The following is a 17,648-nucleotide window of genomic DNA, read 5'->3' on the forward strand; positions in this document are numbered from 1 at the left end:
TCCCTTATCGTGGCATCTCCAGGATGCAGGTCGATCTTAACGGATTGTTAAGAATTAAACAATCGGGCTCGCAACGGGTTGAATGGCTCATGCGCGATTAATCTTATCTTCAATCCTGGCCCGTACCCCAGGCTGCATGACCGTCGCGCACCGCTCGGAAACCGTGGAAACGCTGGCCTCTCGGGCGATCAAAGAGGCACGCCGCGCCGCCAAGCCCGCCTATCGGTTTCAGCTCATCGCCGAGATCGCTAATTTTGCCGAGCTGCGCCGTCGCCTCGGCTGCGCGCGTGCCGAACTGCTTGCCGGTCTGGTCGCCGACCGAGTCGCGCGGGTGATTCCTGGTGCCAGCGTCGCCATCCTCAGCCGCACGCAGATCGCCAGCGGCTTCCGCGACGCGGACCGCAGCGCCATCGATCGCTACGTCGGCGCGATCGAGCACGCGTTCGAACGTCCCGTCACGATCGACGATCAGCATGTCGAGGTCCGCCTGACGTTCGGTGCCGCCGCGGCACCGGCGACCGCACTCGACGAAGTTGCGCTGGTCGAGGAAGCGGAAAATGCGCTAGCCGAGGCGCGAATGGCGACCCGCACCGTGACGCACGCGGTGGCGCCCCGCGCGACCCGCGATGTGCTGCGCGTCGCGCGCGATCTCGACCTTGCGATCGATCGCGGCGAGCTCGTCCTCCACTATCAGCCCAAGATCCACGTCCGGCATCAGGAAATCCGCAGCGCCGAGGCTTTGGTGCGCTGGAACCACCCCGAGCGCGGGCTGGTCATGCCGAACGACTTCATCTCGGTCGCCGAAGAATGTATGCTGATCGACCGGATGACGCTGTGGACGATCCGCCGTGCGATCGAGGATCAGCGCGATCTCGCCGCCCGCGGTCACGACCTTCGCCTGTTCATCAATATCGCCGGGCAGTTGCTCGCCGACAGCGCCTTCGTCCGGGCGGCCTGCGATCTGGTCGGCGGCAGCGATGCCAAGCTCGGGTTCGAGATCACCGAAACGTCGGTGATCCGTGATCCCGCCAGCGCGATCGCCAATCTGCAGATCTTTGCTGATTTCGGCATTACGATAGCGATCGACGATTATGGTGCCGGCCTGTCGTCCCTAGCCTATCTGAAGCAATTGCCGGCGCGCGAACTCAAGATCGACAAATTGTTCGTTACGCAGCTGACCAGCTCGAACCGCGATCCGTTGATCGTGCGGTCGACGATCGATCTCGCTCATGCGCTCGAGATGGAAGTGGTCGCGGAGGGAGTGGAGACGCATGCGGCGCTTGCGCTGCTGACGGTGATGGGGTGCGACATGGTGCAGGGCTTCCTGATCAGCCGACCGGTCGTGCTCGAGTCCCTGATCCAATATCTCGACGAGGGGCGGCATCGTGCGCCCGCGCCCGATCCGCTCGCCGGCTTCGGGGGGTTCGCTGCGACGCGTCGCGTCGTCTGACCATGCGCCTGTCTGTCCGCTGGTCGTGGCTCGCAGCTGGGCTGCTTGCCCTCACGCCGACCGCGGCATCGGCGGATGCTTTCGACTCACTCGTTGCCGATGCCAAGGCAGCGATGCTCAGCGACCCGAACGTTACCGCCGACCGAGCTTTAGCGGCGGCACGGCTTGCGAAGCAGGAGCCACCTTCACGTCAGCGCATCGTTCGCGAGGCCACCGCCGATTGGCTTCGGGGCGAGGCATTGCTGCGACTGAACGATGTCGCTGCGGCAGAACCGTTGATCAAGCACGCCGCCGCGGTAGCTTCTCGATATGCCCCGGGGTCAAACCTCGAAGGCGACGCCTTGCTCGCGAGTGGCTGGATTGCCACCGTACATGCCGACGTTTCCCATGCGCTTGGCGCCTACCAACATGCCCACCGCATCTTCCAACGGCTCGGCAACACGCGCAGTCAGGCGAAGGCACTTCAATCGATCGGCTCCCTCTATGGCGAGGCGAACGATCATCTCAGCGCGCTGCGCTATTATGACCAAGCCCTCTCACTGTATCGCGCCGACCCCATGCTGGCGGTGGCGCTGTACAACAATCGAGGCATCGCCTTGAAATCGCTTGGACGGTTTAAGGAGGCCGTCCAGCAGTTCCGCAACGGCCTTGCCCTCACCGAGCGGATGAACAGCCCGCTGCTGCGCGTCCTTATCCTCGGCAATATCGCCGAGGCGCGGCTGATGGGCAAAGACGTCGCAGGCGCGCAGCGGGCGATCGATCAGGGGCTGACGCTGTCGACGCGCGGCGAGGCGGCAGGCTTTCGCAAGACGTTGATCGGACTCGCCGCGCAGGCCGCTTATCAGCGCGGCGATCTGTCCCGCGCTGTCGCGCTTATTACCGAACGGTTCGACGACGAGCCGCTCGACCGTACCACATTGGTCGATCGCGAGGCGCATCGCACCGCTTATACCGTGTATCGTGCGGCCGGGCAGCCCGATCGCGCCCTCCAACATCTCGTCGCGCTGAAGCGGCTCGACGACGAATCGACGGCGCTCGCACGCTCGACCAGTGCGGCGCTGATGGCGGCGCGGTTCGATTTCGCCAATCAGGAGCTGAAGATCGCCAGCCTGCAACGGGACGAGGCACGCCGCAACGTCGCCTTCGAGCAGGCGCGCGCGCGGACCCAGCGCAATGTCTTCATCGGCGTGGTGGCGTCGACGCTGATCGCCATCCTGTTGCTTGGCCTCGGCATTCTCGCGCTGCGCCGGAGTCGCAACGAGGTGCGCGCCGCCAACAACGACCTCGCCGTCACCAATGCCGCGCTCGGCAAGGCGCTCGCCGCCAAGACCGAGTTCCTCGCCACGACGAGCCACGAAATCCGTACGCCGCTCAACGGCATCCTCGGCATGACGCAGGTGATGCTGGCCGATACGAAGGTCGTCGGCAGCACGCGCGACCGGCTCGGCGTCGTTCACAGCGCCGGCGTGACCATGCGCGCGCTGGTCGACGATATCCTCGACGTCGCCAAGATGGAGACGGGCCACCTCACCGTCGAGGAGGCGCCGTTCGACCTGCGCGCGATGCTCGCGGAGTCGACGTGCATGTGGCAGGATCAGGCGGCGGCCAAGGGGATCGCCTTCCATCGCGAGATCGACGACTGCCCCGGCATGATCGTCGGCGATGCGGCGCGGCTGCGGCAGATCGTGTTCAATTTGATGTCGAACGCTCTCAAATTCACCTCGACCGGCAGCGTCACCCTGCGCGCCGCCGCGAGCGACGACGCGCGCCTGTGCATCACCGTCGCCGACACCGGCATCGGGATCAGCGCCGATACCTGCGAGACGATCTTCGAATCCTTCCGTCAGGCCGATACCAGCACGACACGGCGCTTCGGCGGCACCGGGCTCGGGCTTTCGATCTGCCGCAATTTGGCACGGGCGATGGGCGGCGACGTCACCGTCACCAGCACGATCGGCGAAGGCTCGCGCTTCATCGTCGACCTGCCGCTGACCCTCGGCGTCGCGCCCGCGATAAGCGAGGATGCTGCGACCGCCGCGGGTTTGCTGATCCTCGATCGCAACCCGATCACACGAAGCATGCTGCGCACCTTGATGGCTGCGCATGCCACGGACATCACGTCGGTCGCGACCCTGGACGAAGCGCTGGCGAGCCTGACGACGACGCGTTTCGATCATCTGCTGATCGACGTGGCGGCGCTCGGAGAGGGCGATGCGCTGAGCGAGGCATTGGGGCGGATCGCCGGGGTAGCCGATGCATCGGACATGGTTCTGCTATGGCCCGCGCATAGTGAAACAAATCATGTCGTTTGCGAAACGAACCGCGATTTCCGCAGCATCGTCAAGCCGATAACGGGTGCGGCATTAGTCGATTTCGTCTATGCGCCGACCAATGAGCCGCTTGTGTCACGGGCGGCTTGAGGCGTAGACACAAAGACATGTTCTTGCAAAATCCATCGACCCTGCGGCCGCCGCGATGAACGTTCTGTTCATCGAGGATGACCGTATGAACCGCCGCGTGGTTCGGGACATGCTCGATGTCGCCGGCGTGACGATGATGGAGGCCGAGAATGCCGAGGTCGGCCTCGCGGCGATCGAGTCCCAGTCGTTTGATATGCTGCTGATCGATCTGCGGATGCCGGGCATGGATGGCATCACCGCAATCCATCATATCCGCGCCCGACAGGATGCCAAGGCGAGCGTGCCGATCATCGTCATCACCGCCGATACGGCGCTCGATCTGCGCGAACGCTGCCTGGCTGCGGGTGCCGACGACGTATTGTTCAAGCCGGTGGCGATGGACGCCCTGTTCGAGGCGATGGGCCGGATCATGGCGCGCGACGCCGACGGCGCGGTTCTGAATTGAGCGCACTTCCAATCGCCGTATTTGTCGGTGTAGAAGGATTCCTCTACCCTACTGATTGGTAAGTCCGATGTCCAAGACGATGATCCGCCGGCCGGCAAAGGACGAACCCTTAGCGGACGCCGCCAGCGACCGCCTCTATCAGCGGCTGGCCCGCAAGCTCTTCGATCAGATCGCATCGGGTGCCTATCTGGTCGGCGATCGCCTTCCTGCCGAGCGCGAGCTCGCGATCACCTATGGCGCGAGCCGGCCCGCAGTCCGTGAGGCATTGATCGCGCTGGAGGTACAGGGGTTCATCGAGGTCCGGGTCGGGTCGGGTGCCTATGTCTGCCGCTTGCCGGGGCAGGGCGAGGAGCCGGGCTTCGCGATCACCGCCTTCGAATTGACCGAAGCGCGTCTCCTGTTCGAGGGTGAGGCCGCGGCGCTCGCTGCTTTGCACATCACCGATGAGCAGATCGACCGGCTCGATGCGCTCGTCGCCGCGATGAAGACGGAGAATCTGCTTCCCGAGGTGACCGAGGAGGCCGACCGCGATTTCCACCTCACCATCGCCGGCGCGACACGCAATGCCGGCGTGTTGCGGACGATCGAGGATCTCTGGCATCTGCGATCGACCTCGCCGGAATGCGCCCTGCTCCATGCGAAGGCGCGGAACGCCAAGGTGCGGCCGGTCGTCGAGGAGCATATCACGATCATCGACGCCCTGCGCGCGCGCGATGCCAATGCGGCGCGGGCGGCGATGCGGGCCCATCTGTCGGCCGTCATGGATCACCTGCTGTTCCGCACCGAGGAACTGGCGGTCGAAGAGGTCCGGCGCTCGTTGGCGACGACGCGTCAGCGCTTCGGCGTCGCGCCGGCGGCGTAAGACGCGTGGCTTACCACCTTTAAAAGGTTGTCAGACCAATCATTGCGCTGCTACGCCCGGTCCGATAACAGATGGGGCGAGGCACAGATGACAATGACCCAGACCATGCGGTGGTTTGGCCCGAACGATCCGGTGCCGCTCGCCGCGATCCGTCAGGCGGGCGCGACCGGCGTGGTCACCGCCCTGCATGACATCCCCAATGGCGAGGCCTGGCCGGAGGCGGCGATCGCCACGCGCAAGGCGATGATCGAAGATGCCGGGCTCGACTGGACAGTGGTCGAAAGCCTTCCGGTGGCCGAGGGCATCAAGACACGGTCGGCGGACTGGGACCAGCTGATCGAAGCCTATATCGTCAGCCTGCGCCGGCTCGCCGCGCAGGGGATTCACGTCGTCACTTATAACTTCATGCCGCTGCTGGACTGGACGCGGACCGACCTCGGCTGGGAATTGCCCGACGGCGCCCGTGCGCTGCGCTTCGAGCCGGTCGCGCTCGCCGCCTATGACATTCACATCCTGCGCCGGCCCGGCGCGGCGCAGGACTATGCCGCCGACGTGGTCGACGCGGCGGCGCGCCGTTTCGACAGCCTCGACGAAGCCGGGCGGGCCCGCCTCGAACGAACGATCATCGCCGGGCTGCCGGGCAGCGAGGAAAGCTTCACCTCCGCCGACTTCCTGCGCCACATCGGCAGCTATGCCTCGATCGACGCCGACCGGCTGCGCGCGCATCACCACGCCTTCCTCGCCGCCGTCTGCCCGGTCGCCGAAGCGGAAGGGGTCCATCTCGTCGTCCATCCCGACGATCCGCCGTTCCCGATCTTCGGGCTGCCGCGCGTCGTCAGCACCGAAGCGGATCTCGCGGCACTGTTCGCGGCGGTGCCGTCACCGGCCAACGGCCTGTGCTTCTGCAGCGGTTCGCTCGGCGTGCGCGCGGACAATGATCTGCCCGGCATCGTCGATCGGTTGGGCGAGCGGATCGGTTTCCTGCATCTGCGCTCGGTGCAGCGCGAGCCGGACGGCGCGTTCCACGAGGCGGAGCATCTGCAGGGCGACGCCGACATGCCGGCGATCATGGCGGCGGTGCTCGATCTTCAGCAGCGGAGCGGACGATCGCTGCCGATGCGGCCCGACCACGGCCATCAGATGGCCGACGACCTCTATCGTCAGACCAATCCGGGCTATTCGCTGATCGGGCGGCTGCGCGGGCTCGCCGAGTTGCGCGGCCTCGAAGCCGGGCTGCTCGCCGCCCGGGGAGCGGTGGGCGCCGTCTAGGCGTCGGGCGGGCTGGTCGGGACCCGCAGCGCTGCGGCGAGCGACGAGGTGCCGCTGCCGCGTCGCGCCGGCTTGGGCTGCGACGGATCGGGGGCCCAGCCGGTGACGAAGACGATCGCGAACCGTTCGGTTGTCCGTCCGTCCGGGCCCGCCGCGGCGGCGAAGGCGGCGGCGGCGCGCGCGAGCGTCTCGCGCGACATGGCGGAGCGTGCGGCGAGGATGTTGCTCGCCGCCATGCCGCGCAGGTCGTCGAGCAGCCGCCCGAAGCTTGCATAGCGGACATCGAACGTCTCGATATCGGCGACGGGCAAGGTCAGCCCGGCCCGCATCAGCAGATCGCCCGCCGATCGCACGTCGATCTGCGGATGCAGCCGCGCTGCCGGCCGTTCGCCCTCGGCGATGCGCAAGGCTGCCCGCAGCGCCGGCAGGCTGCCGCCGCCGAGGAAGGCGCCGAGGAACAGGCCGTCGGGGCGCAGCACCCGGCGGATCAGCGTCAGCGCGCCGGGAAGATCATTGACCTGGTCGAGCACCCCGGCGCTCAGCACCGCATCGAAACTGGCGTCGGCGAAGGGCAGATGATCCTCTTCGCCTTGGATGCCGCCGGCAGCCTGCGCGAAGCGGAAGCCGGGATCGATCCGCGCGATGCGGGCGCCGGGGATCGTCAGGCTGCAATCAGGGGCGCCGATGTCGAGCACGTCGCGGAAGTCGCGCTTCACCGCGTCGAGCCGTTCGAGCAACCCTTCGACCATCACGTCGCGCAGGAAGGCATGATCGGGATAATGCGCGGCGGCGCGGTCGCGGCGCAGGCGGCGGGCGGAGCGATCGAAGATGTCGGCGGTCACCCGCAGGCTTGTGCCCGTTAGCGGCGTGCGCGACAAGCAGGCATGCGGTCGATCGGGGGGCGACGGGCGGGCAGGGCGCTGGCATGGCGGATGATCAGCGCCGGCATCGCGACGGTCGTGGCGGCGTTGCTGCCGCCGCGATGCCCCGGCTGCGGCACGCCGGTCGCGGCGGATCATCTCTTCTGTGGAGGCTGCTGGGGCGAGCTGCGCTGGCTGACCCCGCCCTGGTGTGCGACGTGCAACCGGCCGCTGCCGGAGGAGCGGGGAGCGGAGGTCTGCAAGCGATGCCGCATCGATCCGCCGCGCCACGCCGGCATCCGCGCCGCGGTGGCTTATGGCGCGATCGCGCGGCGGCTGGCGCTCAAGCTTAAATATGGCGGGCGGGGCGGCATCGCCGCGCCGGTGGCGGGGCGGGTGGCGGCGGTCGTCCCCCCGGGCGTCGATCTGTTCGTGCCGGTGCCGCTGCACCGCTGGCGGCTGTGGCAGCGCGGCTATAATCAGGCGGCGCTGATCGCCGCGGCGATCCACCGCCGCACCGCCATTCCGCATGATCCCTTCGCGCTGCGCCGCCGCCGCGCCACCGTGCCGCTCCGGTCGCTCGGCCGCAGCCAGCGCCGCGCGGCGGTGGCGGGCGCGTTCGCGGTCCCCGACCCGACGCGGATCGCCGGCCGCAGCATCGCGTTGGTCGACGACGTCTATACCAGCGGCGCTACCGCTGCGGCCTGTACGCAGGTGCTGCTGGCGGCGGGGGCGAGCGCGGTGACGATCGTCTGCTGGGCGCGGGTGGTGGGATCGGGCGGCGATTGACAAGCCGCGCATCAGCCCGCACCTCCTTGGCATGGCACATATCGAAATCTACACCAAAGCCTTCTGCCCCTATTGCACGCGCGCCAAGGCGCTGCTGGCGAGCAAGGGCGTGGCGCCGCAGGAACACGATATCTCGATGGGCGGGCCGCAGCGGCAGGAGATGATCCAGCGCGCGCATGGCCGTACCACGGTGCCGCAGATCTTCATCGACGGCAAGCATATCGGCGGCTCGGACGATCTCGCCGCGCTCAACGCGCGCGGAGGACTGGATCCGCTGCTCGCGGCATGAAGATCGCGCTGCTGCAGATGACGAGCGGGATCGACCCCGCCGTCAATGCCGCGGATATCCGCCACGGGATCGCTGCCGCGGCGGCGAATGGCGCCGGCATGCTCTTCCTGCCCGAAATGGCCGGGCTGATCGATCGCGACCGGGCGCGCGCCGCCGCGTCGATCCGCGGCGAGGCCGATGATCCGGTGCTTGCGACGGCGCGACAGGCGGCGGCGGGCGCCGGTATCTGGGTGCATATCGGCTCGCTCGCGGTACGCCGTGACGACGGCAAGCTGGCCAACCGCAGCTTCGTCATCGACGGAAGCGGAGCGATCCGGGCACGCTACGACAAGCTGCATCTGTTCGATGTCGACCTGCCGAACGGCGAGTCGTGGCGGGAATCGGCGGCCTACGCGCCCGGCGATCATGCGGTGGTCGTGGATACGCCGATCGGGCCGTTAGGCCTGTCGATTTGTTACGACCTGCGCTTTCCCGCGCTGTTCGCGACGCTGGCGCAGGCCGGCGCGCAGATGATCGCGATCCCGGCGGCGTTCACCCGCCCGACCGGAGCCGCGCATTGGCATGCCCTGATGCGCGCCCGGGCGATCGAAACCGGCTGCTACGTCATCGCCGCGGCGCAGGCCGGCGCGCATGAGGATGGCCGCACCACTTATGGCCATTCGCTGGTCATCGATCCGTGGGGCGACGTGCTGCTCGACATGGGCGAGGCGCGGGGGCTTGGCCTCGCCGAGATCGATCCGGCCCGTGTCGCCGACGTCCGCGCGCGCATCCCGGTGCTCGACCATGCGCGGACGATCCCGCCTGTGACGCGGTCATGATCGTCTTCGATCTGCGGTGCAGCGGCGACCATGTCTTCGAGGCCTGGTTCGCCTCGACCAGCGCCTATGACGATCAGCGCGCGGCCGGGCAGCTCGTCTGTCCGATGTGCGGCGATACCACGATCGGCAAGGCGCTGATGGCGCCGAGCATCGCCGCCAAGGGCAACCGGCGCCGCGATGTCGCTCCGGAGGCGATCAAGGCCGCGCTTCAGTCGATCGCTGCGGAACAGGCCAAGGCGCTTGCGGGGTCGTCCTGGGTCGGCACCGATTTCGCGAGCCGCGCCCGCGCGATGCACGATGGCGCCGAGACGGTGCGGCCGATTCACGGTCAGGCCAGCCTCGCCGAGGCGAAGGCGCTCGTCGACGACGGCGTCCCGGTCGCGCCCTTGCTGTGCCCGGTCGTGCCACCCGAAAAGACCAACTGACCCGCTGGACCCGCCCCGCGCCGCCCGGTATCAAGGCGCGCAGTGGCCCCGTAGCTCAGCCGGATAGAGCGCCAGATTCCTAATCTGTAGGTCGCGCGTTCGAATCGCGCCGGGGTCACCATCCTGCTGTCCTGAAGCGGTCCGGCTTGCCTGACTACACCGGGCAAGGCATAGCGCCGTGCCTGATGATCGTGCCCCCGGCAGCGGGCGGCGCAGGCTGCCGACCTTGTAAAACAGCAGCAACATAGCCACGCTATGTTATCGAGCGGATCATATTTCGGGACCAACGTGGTGAGTCAGACGATTTCTGTGACGACGCCGGTGGCCGTCGACCCGGCGCAAGCCGCGCCGGTTGCCGGCTCGCGCGGCAAGCCGCTCGCCTTCTGGCTCTACGTCCTCGTCGGTGTGGTGATGATCATCGCCTCCGCGATCGCCTTGCCGTTCGTCGCGATCGACAGGCGTTAGGCTAGACGGTTCGCGGTTCCCGTCAGTGCGGGAGCATCGCCGGCCCTGTGGCGCGATGCCCCCGCTTGACGAACCGTAAAGCTCAGGCCTTGACGTGCTGCGAGATGTACTTGTTCATCTCGAACATCGTGCACTTGTCGCGGCCGAAGACCTTCTGCAACTTGTCGTCAGCGAGAATCTCGCGCTTGTTCTCAGGGTTCTGCAGGTTGTTCGACTTGATATAGTCCCACACCTTGCTGATCACCTGACTGCGCGGCAGCTTCTCGTTGCCGACGATCGCGCTCAGCTCCGGGGAGGGCTGTACGGGCGCGTGGATGCCGCCGGTCTTGGTAGTCGTAGCCATCGCATTCCTTCCTGCTCGCGCCCGGTCCAGCCCGGGCGCGGTGAACGTTACGCTTTTTTCAGCGCGGCCGCCTTGTGCGCTGCCTTTCCGCCGTTGTCACTCTCTACAATATATTGGGGGTCGTCCTTCGATGCGCGGACGGTGTGGCCCTTGATCTCGGTATCGCTGGTCTGCTTCTTCTCGACCTTGCCATGCGCGGTGCCGCCATGGCTCTTCCAGGTCACTTCGTCGCCCTTCTTCAGTTCGGTCATCGTCTCTCTCCATCGCTGGTGACGGCAACAGCGCGTAGCCGCGTCAAACGGTTGCATCGGCGGAGAAACCGCGATTGGACGGGGTGTCGAATCGTATTTAAGGATGGCGCGAGCGCGGTGACGGCGAGGCAAAGGAACGCAGATGATCGATGAGCACGACGCCCCCGACGAGGGCGATCTTCCCGCCGGTGAGGCGGCGGTCGTCCCCGAGGAGGTCGCGGCCGCGGTCCGCACGCTGATCCGCTGGGCCGGGGACGATCCGACGCGCGAGGGGCTGGTCGATACGCCGCGGCGCGTCGCCAAGGCGTGGAAGGAATATTGCGCCGGCTATGCCGACGATCCCGCGCGCCACCTGTCGCGGGTATTCGAGGAGGTCGGCGGCTATGACGAGATCGTGCTGCTCAAGGACATTCCGTTCCAGTCGCATTGCGAACACCATATGGCACCGATCATCGGCAAGGCGCATATCGCCTATCTGCCCAAGGATCACGTCGTCGGGATCAGCAAGCTCGCCCGCGTACTGCACGGCTTCGCCCGTCGGTTGCAGGTGCAGGAGCGGCTGACCGCCGAGGTTGCCGATTGCATCTGGGACAATCTCAAGCCGCAGGGCGTCGCCGTGGTGATCGAGGCGAGCCACGCCTGCATGACCGCCCGCGGCGTCCGCACGCCGGGGGTGAGCATGGTGACGAGCCGGATGATGGGCGTGTTCCGGGACGATGACCGCAGCCGCAAGGAAGTGCTGGCGCTGATGGGATGTTGAGCCGCACCGTGCTTGTCACCGGCGGTGCGAAACGGCTCGGCGCGGCGATCGCGCGGGCCTGCGCGGCCGCCGGATGGCGGGTGGTGGTGCATTGCCATGGCTCGACCGAAGCGGGGCAGGCGCTGGCCGGCGAACTGGGCGGCACGATGGTGCAGGGCGACCTTGCCGATGCCGCCGTGGTCGATACGCTGATCGCGCAGGCGCGCGAGGCGGCAGGCGGCGCGATCACCGCCTTGGTCAACAGCGCGTCGCTCTTCGCCTTCGACCGGCCTGAGGCGATCGATCCGGCGCTCGCCACCCGGCTCCACAGCATCAACGCGGTGGCACCGGCGCGGCTCGCCGCGGCGCTCGCGGCGCAGCCGGACGTCGAGGATGCGGCAGTGGTCAATCTGCTCGACCAGAAGCTCGCCAACCCCAATCCGGATTTCTTCAGCTATACGATGAGCAAATATGCGCTGTCCGGTGCGACCGAGATGCTCGCCCAGGCGCTCGCCCCCAAGGTGAGGGTCAATGCGGTGGCGCCGGGGATCACCCTGCCGAGCGGCGACCAGAGCGAGGCCGAGTTCGCCGCGGTCGCCTCCGACAATCTGCTGCGGCACCCGGTGGGGGCGGACGCGGTCGCCGCGGCGGTGGTCTATCTGCTCGATGCGCGCAGCGTGACCGGGCAGACGCTCTACGTCGACTGCGGGCAGCGGTTCATCCGCCGCGACGGCGACGTGATGTTCGCAGGCCGGCATGGCTGAATATACGACGATCCTCGAGGGGCTCGAGGTGGCGATGCGGCTCGGCATCCATCCCCATGAGGCCGAGCCGCAGCGCGTGCGCCTGTCGGTCTGGATGACGGTGGCCTATCCCGCGGTGCCGGACGGCGATACGATCGACGCGGTGCTCGATTACGATTTCCTGCGCGACGGCATCCGCGCGATGGCGGCCGGCCCCGGCTTCGCCCTGCAGGAGACTTTGGTCGAGGCGGTGGCGAGCCTGTGCCTCGCCGATCCGCGCGTGCGATCGGTGCGCGTCCGCTCGCTCAAGCCCGACGTCTATCCCGATGCGGCGGTCGGCTGTGAGATCGTCCGCTCGCGCTAGCAGCCGGTGCCGTCATGAAGGCCGGCGGTGATCTGGACGTACCGACCGACCGTCATGCTGAGGCGGGGGAGGGGAGCAACGCCGCACCCGCGGCTGGCAGGCAATGCCGACCGTCGAGCACACCGGCTTGCCGAGCCGCGTCGTGCACGCGCGACATATTCTGGTCTGCTCGGTGCAGACCTGCGGTGTCGCGAGCGCGAGGGCGATCAGTGCCAGCACGTCAGGCGCGGTTGGCGGCGCTGAGCACTGCGCGGACGCTCGCGGTGGCGATGTCGCTGTCGATCCCGACGCCGAAGACGGTGCGGCCGTCCGCGGTGCGGCATTCGACGTAAGCGGCGGCCTGCGCGTCGGCACCATGGCCGATCGCATGTTCGCTATAGTCGACCACGTCGAGCTGCGGCCCGGTGTCGCCGAGCGCGGCGATCACGCCCGAGATCAAGCCGTTGCCGCGTCCACTGAGCGAGCGTTCCTCGCCGTCGATGGCGACGCGGCCGACGAACAGGCGCTCGCCCGCACCGCCGCTTTCCTCATAGTCGCGCAGCACGAAGCGGTCGCCGTCGCGCGGCAGATAGGTCGCCTCGAACCGCGCCCAGATATCGGCGGCGCCGAGCTCGCGGCTGGTCTCGTCGGCGAGCGCCTGGACGTGGCGGCTGAAGTCGGCCTGCAGCCGCTTGGGCAGCTTCAATCCCTTGTCCTGCTCGATCACCCAGGCGACGCCGCCCTTGCCCGACTGCGAATTGACCCGGATCACCGCTTCGTAGCTGCGGCCGAGATCGGCCGGGTCGATCGGCAGATAGGGGACTTCCCAGAGTTCGTCGTTGCGCGCGGCCTGTGCGGCGAAGCCCTTCTTGATGGCATCCTGATGGCTGCCCGAGAAGGCGGTGAAGACCAGATCGCCGGCATAGGGGGTGCGCGGATGCACCGGAATATTCGTGCAATAATTGATCGTGTTGACGATCCCGTCGATGTCGGACAGGTCGAGTTCGGGCGAGACGCCCTGCGTGTACATGTTGAGCGCGACGGTGACGAGATCGCAATTGCCGGTGCGCTCGCCATTGCCGAGCAGACAGCCTTCGACGCGGTCGGCGCCCGCCATCAGCCCCAGTTCCGCCGCCGCGACGCCGGTGCCGCGATCGTTATGCGTATGCAGCGAGATCACCACCGCGTCGCGATTGGGGATATTGCGCGCGAACCATTCGATCTGGTCGGCATAAACGTTGGGCGTCGCGCATTCGACCGTCGCCGGCAGGTTGAAGATGATCGGCCGCTCAGGGGTGGGCTGCAACACGTCCATCACCGCGACGCAGACGTCGAGCGAGAAATCGAGTTCGGCGGTCGAGAAGGTTTCCGGGCTGTACTGGAAGCGCCAGTCGGTGTCGGGGCGTTTCGCCGCCTCGTCGCGCAGCACCTTGACGCCCTCGACGGCGATCCGCTTGACCTCGTCGCGCGTCATGCCGAACACGATCTTGCGCCACGCCGGTGACACCGCGTTGTAGAGATGGACGATCGCCTGTTTCGCACCGTCGAGACTGGCGAAGCTCGTCTCGATCAGGTCGCGGCGCGACTGGGTGAGCACCTGGACGAAGACGTCGTCGGGGATATGGCCGGTCTTGACCAGCCCGCTGATGAAGTCGAATTCGGTCGCGCCGGCGCTGGGAAAACCGACCTCGATCTCCTTGAGGCCGACCTTGACGAGCAGGTCGAACAGCCGCGTCTTCTTCTCCGCGTCCATCGGATCGATCAGCGCCTGGTTGCCGTCGCGCAGGTCGGTGGACAGCCAGCGCGGCGCGCGGGTGATGACGCGGGAGGGCCATTGCCGATCGGGCAGGTCGATCGTCGGGAAGGGGCGGTATTTGGTCGCGGGATCGCGCAGCATGTCTCGGTTCCGTCTGGTCGCGCGGCGCATCGTCGGGACGAGGCGCGGCTGATGGGGCGCTGAAGCTCTATCCGGCCCTTAGGGAAGCGTGCACGAGCAACGGCCGCCCTAAGGGCGGATAAGTCGCAGGAGAAGGGTCGTGCGGTCCATGATGGACGCAGTCTTGGCGGAGGCGGATGCGCTTGTCCAGCCGTGATGGCACCGGGAAACGCCGTTGACGGGTCGTTAAGGCTGCTCAGGCTAGCCGGACATGCTCCGTGATCTGTGGGAACGCGGTGGTTTCGAAAGGCTTATGGTGCAGCAACTCGTCTATATCAGCAGCATTCGGCGCCAGGCGACAGTCGATCCTGCCGCGATCCTCGCCCAATCGCGCCGCAACAATGCGCGGGCGCGTATCACCGGCCTGCTGTTCTTCGACGGCAAACGCTTTCTGCAAGTCCTGGAAGGCGATCCGGCGACGGTGGACGCCACCTTCGCGCGCATCCAGGCGGACGACCGCCATCATGCGCTGGTCATCCTGTCCAACCGTCAGATCGAGCAACGCGAATTCGGCGAATGGGCGATGGCCTATCCGCAGGCGAACGACGGCGAGGCGGCGATGGCGCGAATCGAGCAACTGACCGCGCAGGCCGATCCGATGGTCCAGGCGACCTTCGCCGGCTTCGCCAAGGTCCGGCGCGCCGCCTGAGCGGCGACGCGCCCGTCGCTTATTGCGCCGTGAACGCGGCGTTGATGTCGAGCTTGACGTCGTCGGCAACGATCGGCGTCGCATAGCCGAGGCCGAAATCGCTGCGCTTGATCGTTGCCGTGCCGCGGAAGCCGAAGTTTAGCTTCTTGTTCATCGGATTGGTGCCGGCGCCGACGAAGGTCGCGTCGATCGTCACCGGCTTGGTGACGTTCTTGATCGTCAGATTGCCGGTGATCCTGGCGCTGGTGCTGTTGGCGACCACGCCGGTCGAGACGAAACGGGCGGTGGGGTAGGTCGCGACGTCGAAGAAGTCCTTCGATTTCAGGTGATGGGAGAAGGGCTCGGCGGTAACCGACAGCTGGTCGATCGCGAAGGTGACGTCGAGCTTGGTCGCCGCCGGCTTGGCGGGATCGATCGTCAGTGTGCCGCCCTGCGCGCCGAACTGGCCGCTCAGCATGCTGAAGCCCATGTGGTTGAGCGTCCACGTCACCTGCGTATGCGCCGGATCGACCGCATAGGTGCCGGCGGTGACGAGAGCCTTGTTCGGCGCACCGGGCAGTCCGGCGGGGGCTTGCGCAATGGCCGGCACGGCGGCGGTGGCGATCAGGGCGGCGAGAAGAAGACGCATGGGAAGCTCCGAATTGTTTCGGAGGTTAAACCATGACGCCGATCGGAGCGGAAGAGGCAAAGCCGAAACGGATCGTTCGCGAAGCGAGTCCGGGTCGGCTGCGGCGGAAAAGGGCCGCCCGGACAGGCGGCCCCTCGCGTCAGGTCAGTTCTTTGCCTTGTCGACCAGCTTGTTGGCACCGATCCACGGCATCATCGCGCGCAGGTCGCTGCCGACCTTCTCGATCGGATGCGCCGCCGCCTGCTTGCGCGCCGCCTTCAACTCGGGCTGGCCGGCGCGGTTGTCGAGGACGAAGTTCTTGACGAAGCGACCCGACTGGATGTCGGCGAGCACGCGCTTCATCTCCTTCTTGGTCTCGTCGGTGATGATCCGCGGGCCGGTGGTGATGTCGCCATATTCGGCGGTGTTGCTGATCGAATAGCGCATGTTGGCGATGCCGCCCTCATACAGCAGATCGACGATCAGCTTGGTCTCGTGCAGGCATTCGAAATAGGCCATCTCCGGCGCGTAGCCGGCCTCGGTCAGCGTCTCGAACCCGGCCTGGATCAGGTGGGTGATGCCGCCGCACAGCACCGCCTGCTCGCCGAACAGGTCCGTCTCGCATTCCTCACGGAAGTTGGTTTCGATGATCCCGGAGCGGCCGCCGCCGACGCCGCTCGCATAGGCGAGCGCGACGTCATGCGCATTGCCGCTGGCATCCTGATGGATCGCGATCAGGCAGGGGACGCCGCCGCCGCGGACATATTCGCTGCGCACCGTATGGCCGGGGCCCTTGGGCGCGATCATGATGACGTCGATGTCGGCGGGCGGCTCGATCAGGCCGAAATGCACGTTGAGGCCGTGCGCGAAGGCCAGCGCTGCGCCGGGCTTCATGTTGCCCTTCAGGTCGGCGTCCCAGATCGCCGCCTGGTGCTCGTCGGGGGCGAGGATCATGACGATGTCCGCCCATTGTGCCGCTTCCTTGTTCGACAGCACCTTGAAGCCGGCGTCGATCGCCTTCTTCGCCGTCGCCGAACCCTCGCGCAGCGCGATCGCGATATCCTTGACGCCGCTGTCGCGCAGGTTCTGCGCATGCGCGTGACCCTGGCTGCCATAGCCGACGATGGCGATCTTCTTGTCGGTGATCAGGTTCAGATCGGCGTCGCGATCATAATAGACTTTCATGGTATTCGGTCCCTTTGTCATTCTCGCGGAGGCGGGAATCCATACCCGCTGCGGTCAGTGATGATGGTTCCCCGCCGGCGCGGGGATGACGAAGACGATCGCGGTGCCTTACGCCGCCTCGCGGCCGCGGGCGATGGCGACGATGCCGGTGCGGGCGACCTCGATCAGCCCGACCTCCGCCATCAGCTCGACGAACTTGTCGATCTTCTCGATCGAGCCCGTCACCTCGAAGACGAAGCTGGTGGTGGTCGCATCCACCACCCGCGCGCGGTAGACGTCGGCGAGGCGCAGCGCCTCGATCCGGTGATCGCCGCTGCCCGCGACCTTGATCAGGGCTAACTCACGCTCGACGTGCGCGCCCTGAGCCGTCAGGTCGGTGACCTTGTGCACCGGCACCAATCGGTCGAGCTGGGCGATGATCTGCTCCATCGTCGCCGGCGACGCGCTGGTGACGATGGTGATGCGGCTGACCGACTTGTCGGCAGTGATCTCCGACACCGTGAGGCTCTCGATATTGTAGCCGCGCGCGGTGAACAGGCCGGCGATCCGGGCGAGGATGCCCGGCTCGTTGTCGACGATCACCGCCAGCGTGTGGCGTTCGGCAGCTTCGGTCTTGATATGCAATGTCATTCCTCCCGGGAACGGGGAGGGGGACCGATCGCGCAGCGAGTGGTGGAGGGGGACCTCCACCCGCGTCGCCGCCTGCCGCATTCCCCCTCCACCATGTTCCGCATGGTCCTACTCCCCGTGCCGGGGAGAA

General features: G+C 67.0%; 21 protein-coding genes and 1 tRNA gene. 15 read left to right on the forward strand and 7 right to left on the reverse strand.

Features of this window, described 5'->3' with window-relative positions:
- Positions 1–136: 136 nt before the first annotated feature.
- The 5 genes from BW41_RS07475 to uxuA all read left to right on the forward strand — a co-directional run bounded on the left by BW41_RS07475 (position 137) and on the right by uxuA (position 6,446).
- Positions 137–1,450, forward strand: a complete 1,314-nt coding sequence (locus tag BW41_RS07475; protein ID WP_081792963.1) for an EAL domain-containing protein — start codon at positions 137–139, stop codon at positions 1,448–1,450.
- 2 nt (positions 1,451–1,452) lie between these two features.
- The gene (locus tag BW41_RS07480) at positions 1,453–3,870 is read left to right on the forward strand and encodes an ATP-binding protein (protein ID WP_037533043.1); all 2,418 of its coding nucleotides are present in this window, start codon (positions 1,453–1,455) and stop codon (positions 3,868–3,870) included.
- 55 nt (positions 3,871–3,925) lie between these two features.
- On the forward strand, positions 3,926–4,315 hold the full coding sequence (locus tag BW41_RS07485; RefSeq protein WP_037533044.1) for a response regulator: 390 nt from the start codon (positions 3,926–3,928) through the stop codon (positions 4,313–4,315).
- 67 nt (positions 4,316–4,382) lie between these two features.
- Positions 4,383–5,177: a FadR/GntR family transcriptional regulator gene (locus BW41_RS07490; protein ID WP_373276496.1), complete on the forward strand. Its 795-nt coding sequence runs from the start codon at positions 4,383–4,385 to the stop codon at positions 5,175–5,177.
- A gap of 105 nt (positions 5,178–5,282) precedes the next feature.
- Positions 5,283–6,446, forward strand: a complete 1,164-nt coding sequence (gene uxuA, locus BW41_RS07495) for a mannonate dehydratase (protein ID WP_235199678.1) — start codon at positions 5,283–5,285, stop codon at positions 6,444–6,446.
- Here uxuA and BW41_RS07500 read toward each other — a convergent pair.
- A complete protein-coding gene (locus BW41_RS07500) occupies positions 6,443–7,288 on the reverse strand; it encodes a class I SAM-dependent methyltransferase (protein ID WP_200870367.1) in 846 nt (281 codons plus the stop codon). The two genes, uxuA and BW41_RS07500, sit on opposite strands and share 4 nt — an antisense overlap.
- A gap of 90 nt (positions 7,289–7,378) precedes the next feature.
- Between BW41_RS07500 and BW41_RS07505 the strand changes: the two genes are divergently transcribed.
- From BW41_RS07505 to BW41_RS21515, 6 genes are all read left to right on the forward strand, one after another.
- Positions 7,379–8,095, forward strand: coding sequence for a ComF family protein (locus BW41_RS07505; RefSeq protein ID WP_200870378.1), 717 nt, complete (start codon positions 7,379–7,381; stop codon positions 8,093–8,095).
- Between the two features lie 31 nt (positions 8,096–8,126).
- Entirely contained in the window at positions 8,127–8,384 is a 258-nt protein-coding gene (gene grxC, locus BW41_RS07510) for a glutaredoxin 3 (protein WP_037533051.1), read from the forward strand.
- Positions 8,381–9,202: a carbon-nitrogen hydrolase family protein gene (locus BW41_RS07515; protein ID WP_037533053.1), complete on the forward strand. Its 822-nt coding sequence runs from the start codon at positions 8,381–8,383 to the stop codon at positions 9,200–9,202. Before grxC ends, BW41_RS07515 begins: the two co-directional genes overlap by 4 nt.
- On the forward strand, positions 9,199–9,627 hold the full coding sequence (locus tag BW41_RS07520; protein ID WP_037533056.1) for a DUF1178 family protein: 429 nt from the start codon (positions 9,199–9,201) through the stop codon (positions 9,625–9,627). Before BW41_RS07515 ends, BW41_RS07520 begins: the two co-directional genes overlap by 4 nt.
- Positions 9,628–9,671: 44 nt before the next feature.
- A tRNA-Arg gene (locus tag BW41_RS07525) sits at positions 9,672–9,748 on the forward strand.
- A 188-nt stretch (positions 9,749–9,936) separates the two neighbouring features.
- Complete coding sequence (locus BW41_RS21515) at positions 9,937–10,092, forward strand: hypothetical protein (RefSeq protein ID WP_153810792.1); 156 nt, start codon at positions 9,937–9,939, stop codon at positions 10,090–10,092.
- An 82-nt stretch (positions 10,093–10,174) separates the two neighbouring features.
- Here the strand turns inward: BW41_RS21515 and BW41_RS07530 are convergent, their stop codons facing one another.
- Positions 10,175–10,435: an SWIB/MDM2 domain-containing protein gene (locus tag BW41_RS07530; RefSeq protein WP_037533059.1), complete on the reverse strand. Its 261-nt coding sequence runs from the start codon at positions 10,433–10,435 to the stop codon at positions 10,175–10,177.
- A gap of 47 nt (positions 10,436–10,482) precedes the next feature.
- Positions 10,483–10,686: a DUF2945 domain-containing protein gene (locus BW41_RS07535; protein WP_037533063.1), complete on the reverse strand. Its 204-nt coding sequence runs from the start codon at positions 10,684–10,686 to the stop codon at positions 10,483–10,485.
- Between the two features lie 142 nt (positions 10,687–10,828).
- Between BW41_RS07535 and folE the strand changes: the two genes are divergently transcribed.
- From folE to BW41_RS07550, 3 genes are read left to right on the forward strand one after another with little or no spacing between them, the layout of a single operon-like run.
- A complete protein-coding gene (gene folE / locus BW41_RS07540; RefSeq protein WP_037533065.1) occupies positions 10,829–11,446 on the forward strand; it encodes a GTP cyclohydrolase I FolE in 618 nt (205 codons plus the stop codon).
- Positions 11,440–12,189, forward strand: coding sequence for an SDR family oxidoreductase (locus BW41_RS07545; RefSeq protein ID WP_037533066.1), 750 nt, complete (start codon positions 11,440–11,442; stop codon positions 12,187–12,189). The genes folE and BW41_RS07545 overlap by 7 nt, the downstream gene beginning before the upstream one ends.
- The gene (locus BW41_RS07550; RefSeq protein ID WP_037533069.1) at positions 12,182–12,532 is read left to right on the forward strand and encodes a dihydroneopterin aldolase; all 351 of its coding nucleotides are present in this window, start codon (positions 12,182–12,184) and stop codon (positions 12,530–12,532) included. The genes BW41_RS07545 and BW41_RS07550 overlap by 8 nt, the downstream gene beginning before the upstream one ends.
- Positions 12,533–12,752: 220 nt before the next feature.
- Here the strand turns inward: BW41_RS07550 and leuA are convergent, their stop codons facing one another.
- Positions 12,753–14,408, reverse strand: coding sequence for a 2-isopropylmalate synthase (leuA, locus tag BW41_RS07555; protein WP_037533071.1), 1,656 nt, complete (start codon positions 14,406–14,408; stop codon positions 12,753–12,755).
- A gap of 250 nt (positions 14,409–14,658) precedes the next feature.
- Between leuA and BW41_RS07560 the strand changes: the two genes are divergently transcribed.
- Positions 14,659–15,096 (forward strand): BLUF domain-containing protein, encoded by a 438-nt coding sequence (locus tag BW41_RS07560; RefSeq protein ID WP_235199679.1) that lies wholly within the window; start codon positions 14,659–14,661, stop codon positions 15,094–15,096.
- Positions 15,097–15,115: 19 nt separating this feature from the next.
- On the opposite strand, the gene BW41_RS07565 is transcribed toward BW41_RS07560, so the two are convergent.
- From BW41_RS07565 to ilvN, 3 genes are all read right to left on the reverse strand, one after another.
- Positions 15,116–15,724 carry a YceI family protein gene (locus tag BW41_RS07565; RefSeq protein WP_037533077.1) on the reverse strand — a complete coding sequence of 203 codons (609 nt, stop codon included), beginning with the start codon at positions 15,722–15,724 and terminating at the stop codon, positions 15,116–15,118.
- Between the two features lie 144 nt (positions 15,725–15,868).
- Positions 15,869–16,888 carry a ketol-acid reductoisomerase gene (ilvC, locus tag BW41_RS07570; RefSeq protein WP_037533080.1) on the reverse strand — a complete coding sequence of 340 codons (1,020 nt, stop codon included), beginning with the start codon at positions 16,886–16,888 and terminating at the stop codon, positions 15,869–15,871.
- A 108-nt stretch (positions 16,889–16,996) separates the two neighbouring features.
- On the reverse strand, positions 16,997–17,512 hold the full coding sequence (gene ilvN, locus BW41_RS07575; RefSeq protein WP_037533082.1) for an acetolactate synthase small subunit: 516 nt from the start codon (positions 17,510–17,512) through the stop codon (positions 16,997–16,999).
- Between the last annotated feature and the right edge of the window lie 136 nt (positions 17,513–17,648).

Origin of the sequence: Sphingomonas sp. RIT328, assembly GCF_000632225.1 — a bacterium.
Lineage (GTDB): Bacteria > Pseudomonadota > Alphaproteobacteria > Sphingomonadales > Sphingomonadaceae > Sphingomonas > Sphingomonas kyungheensis.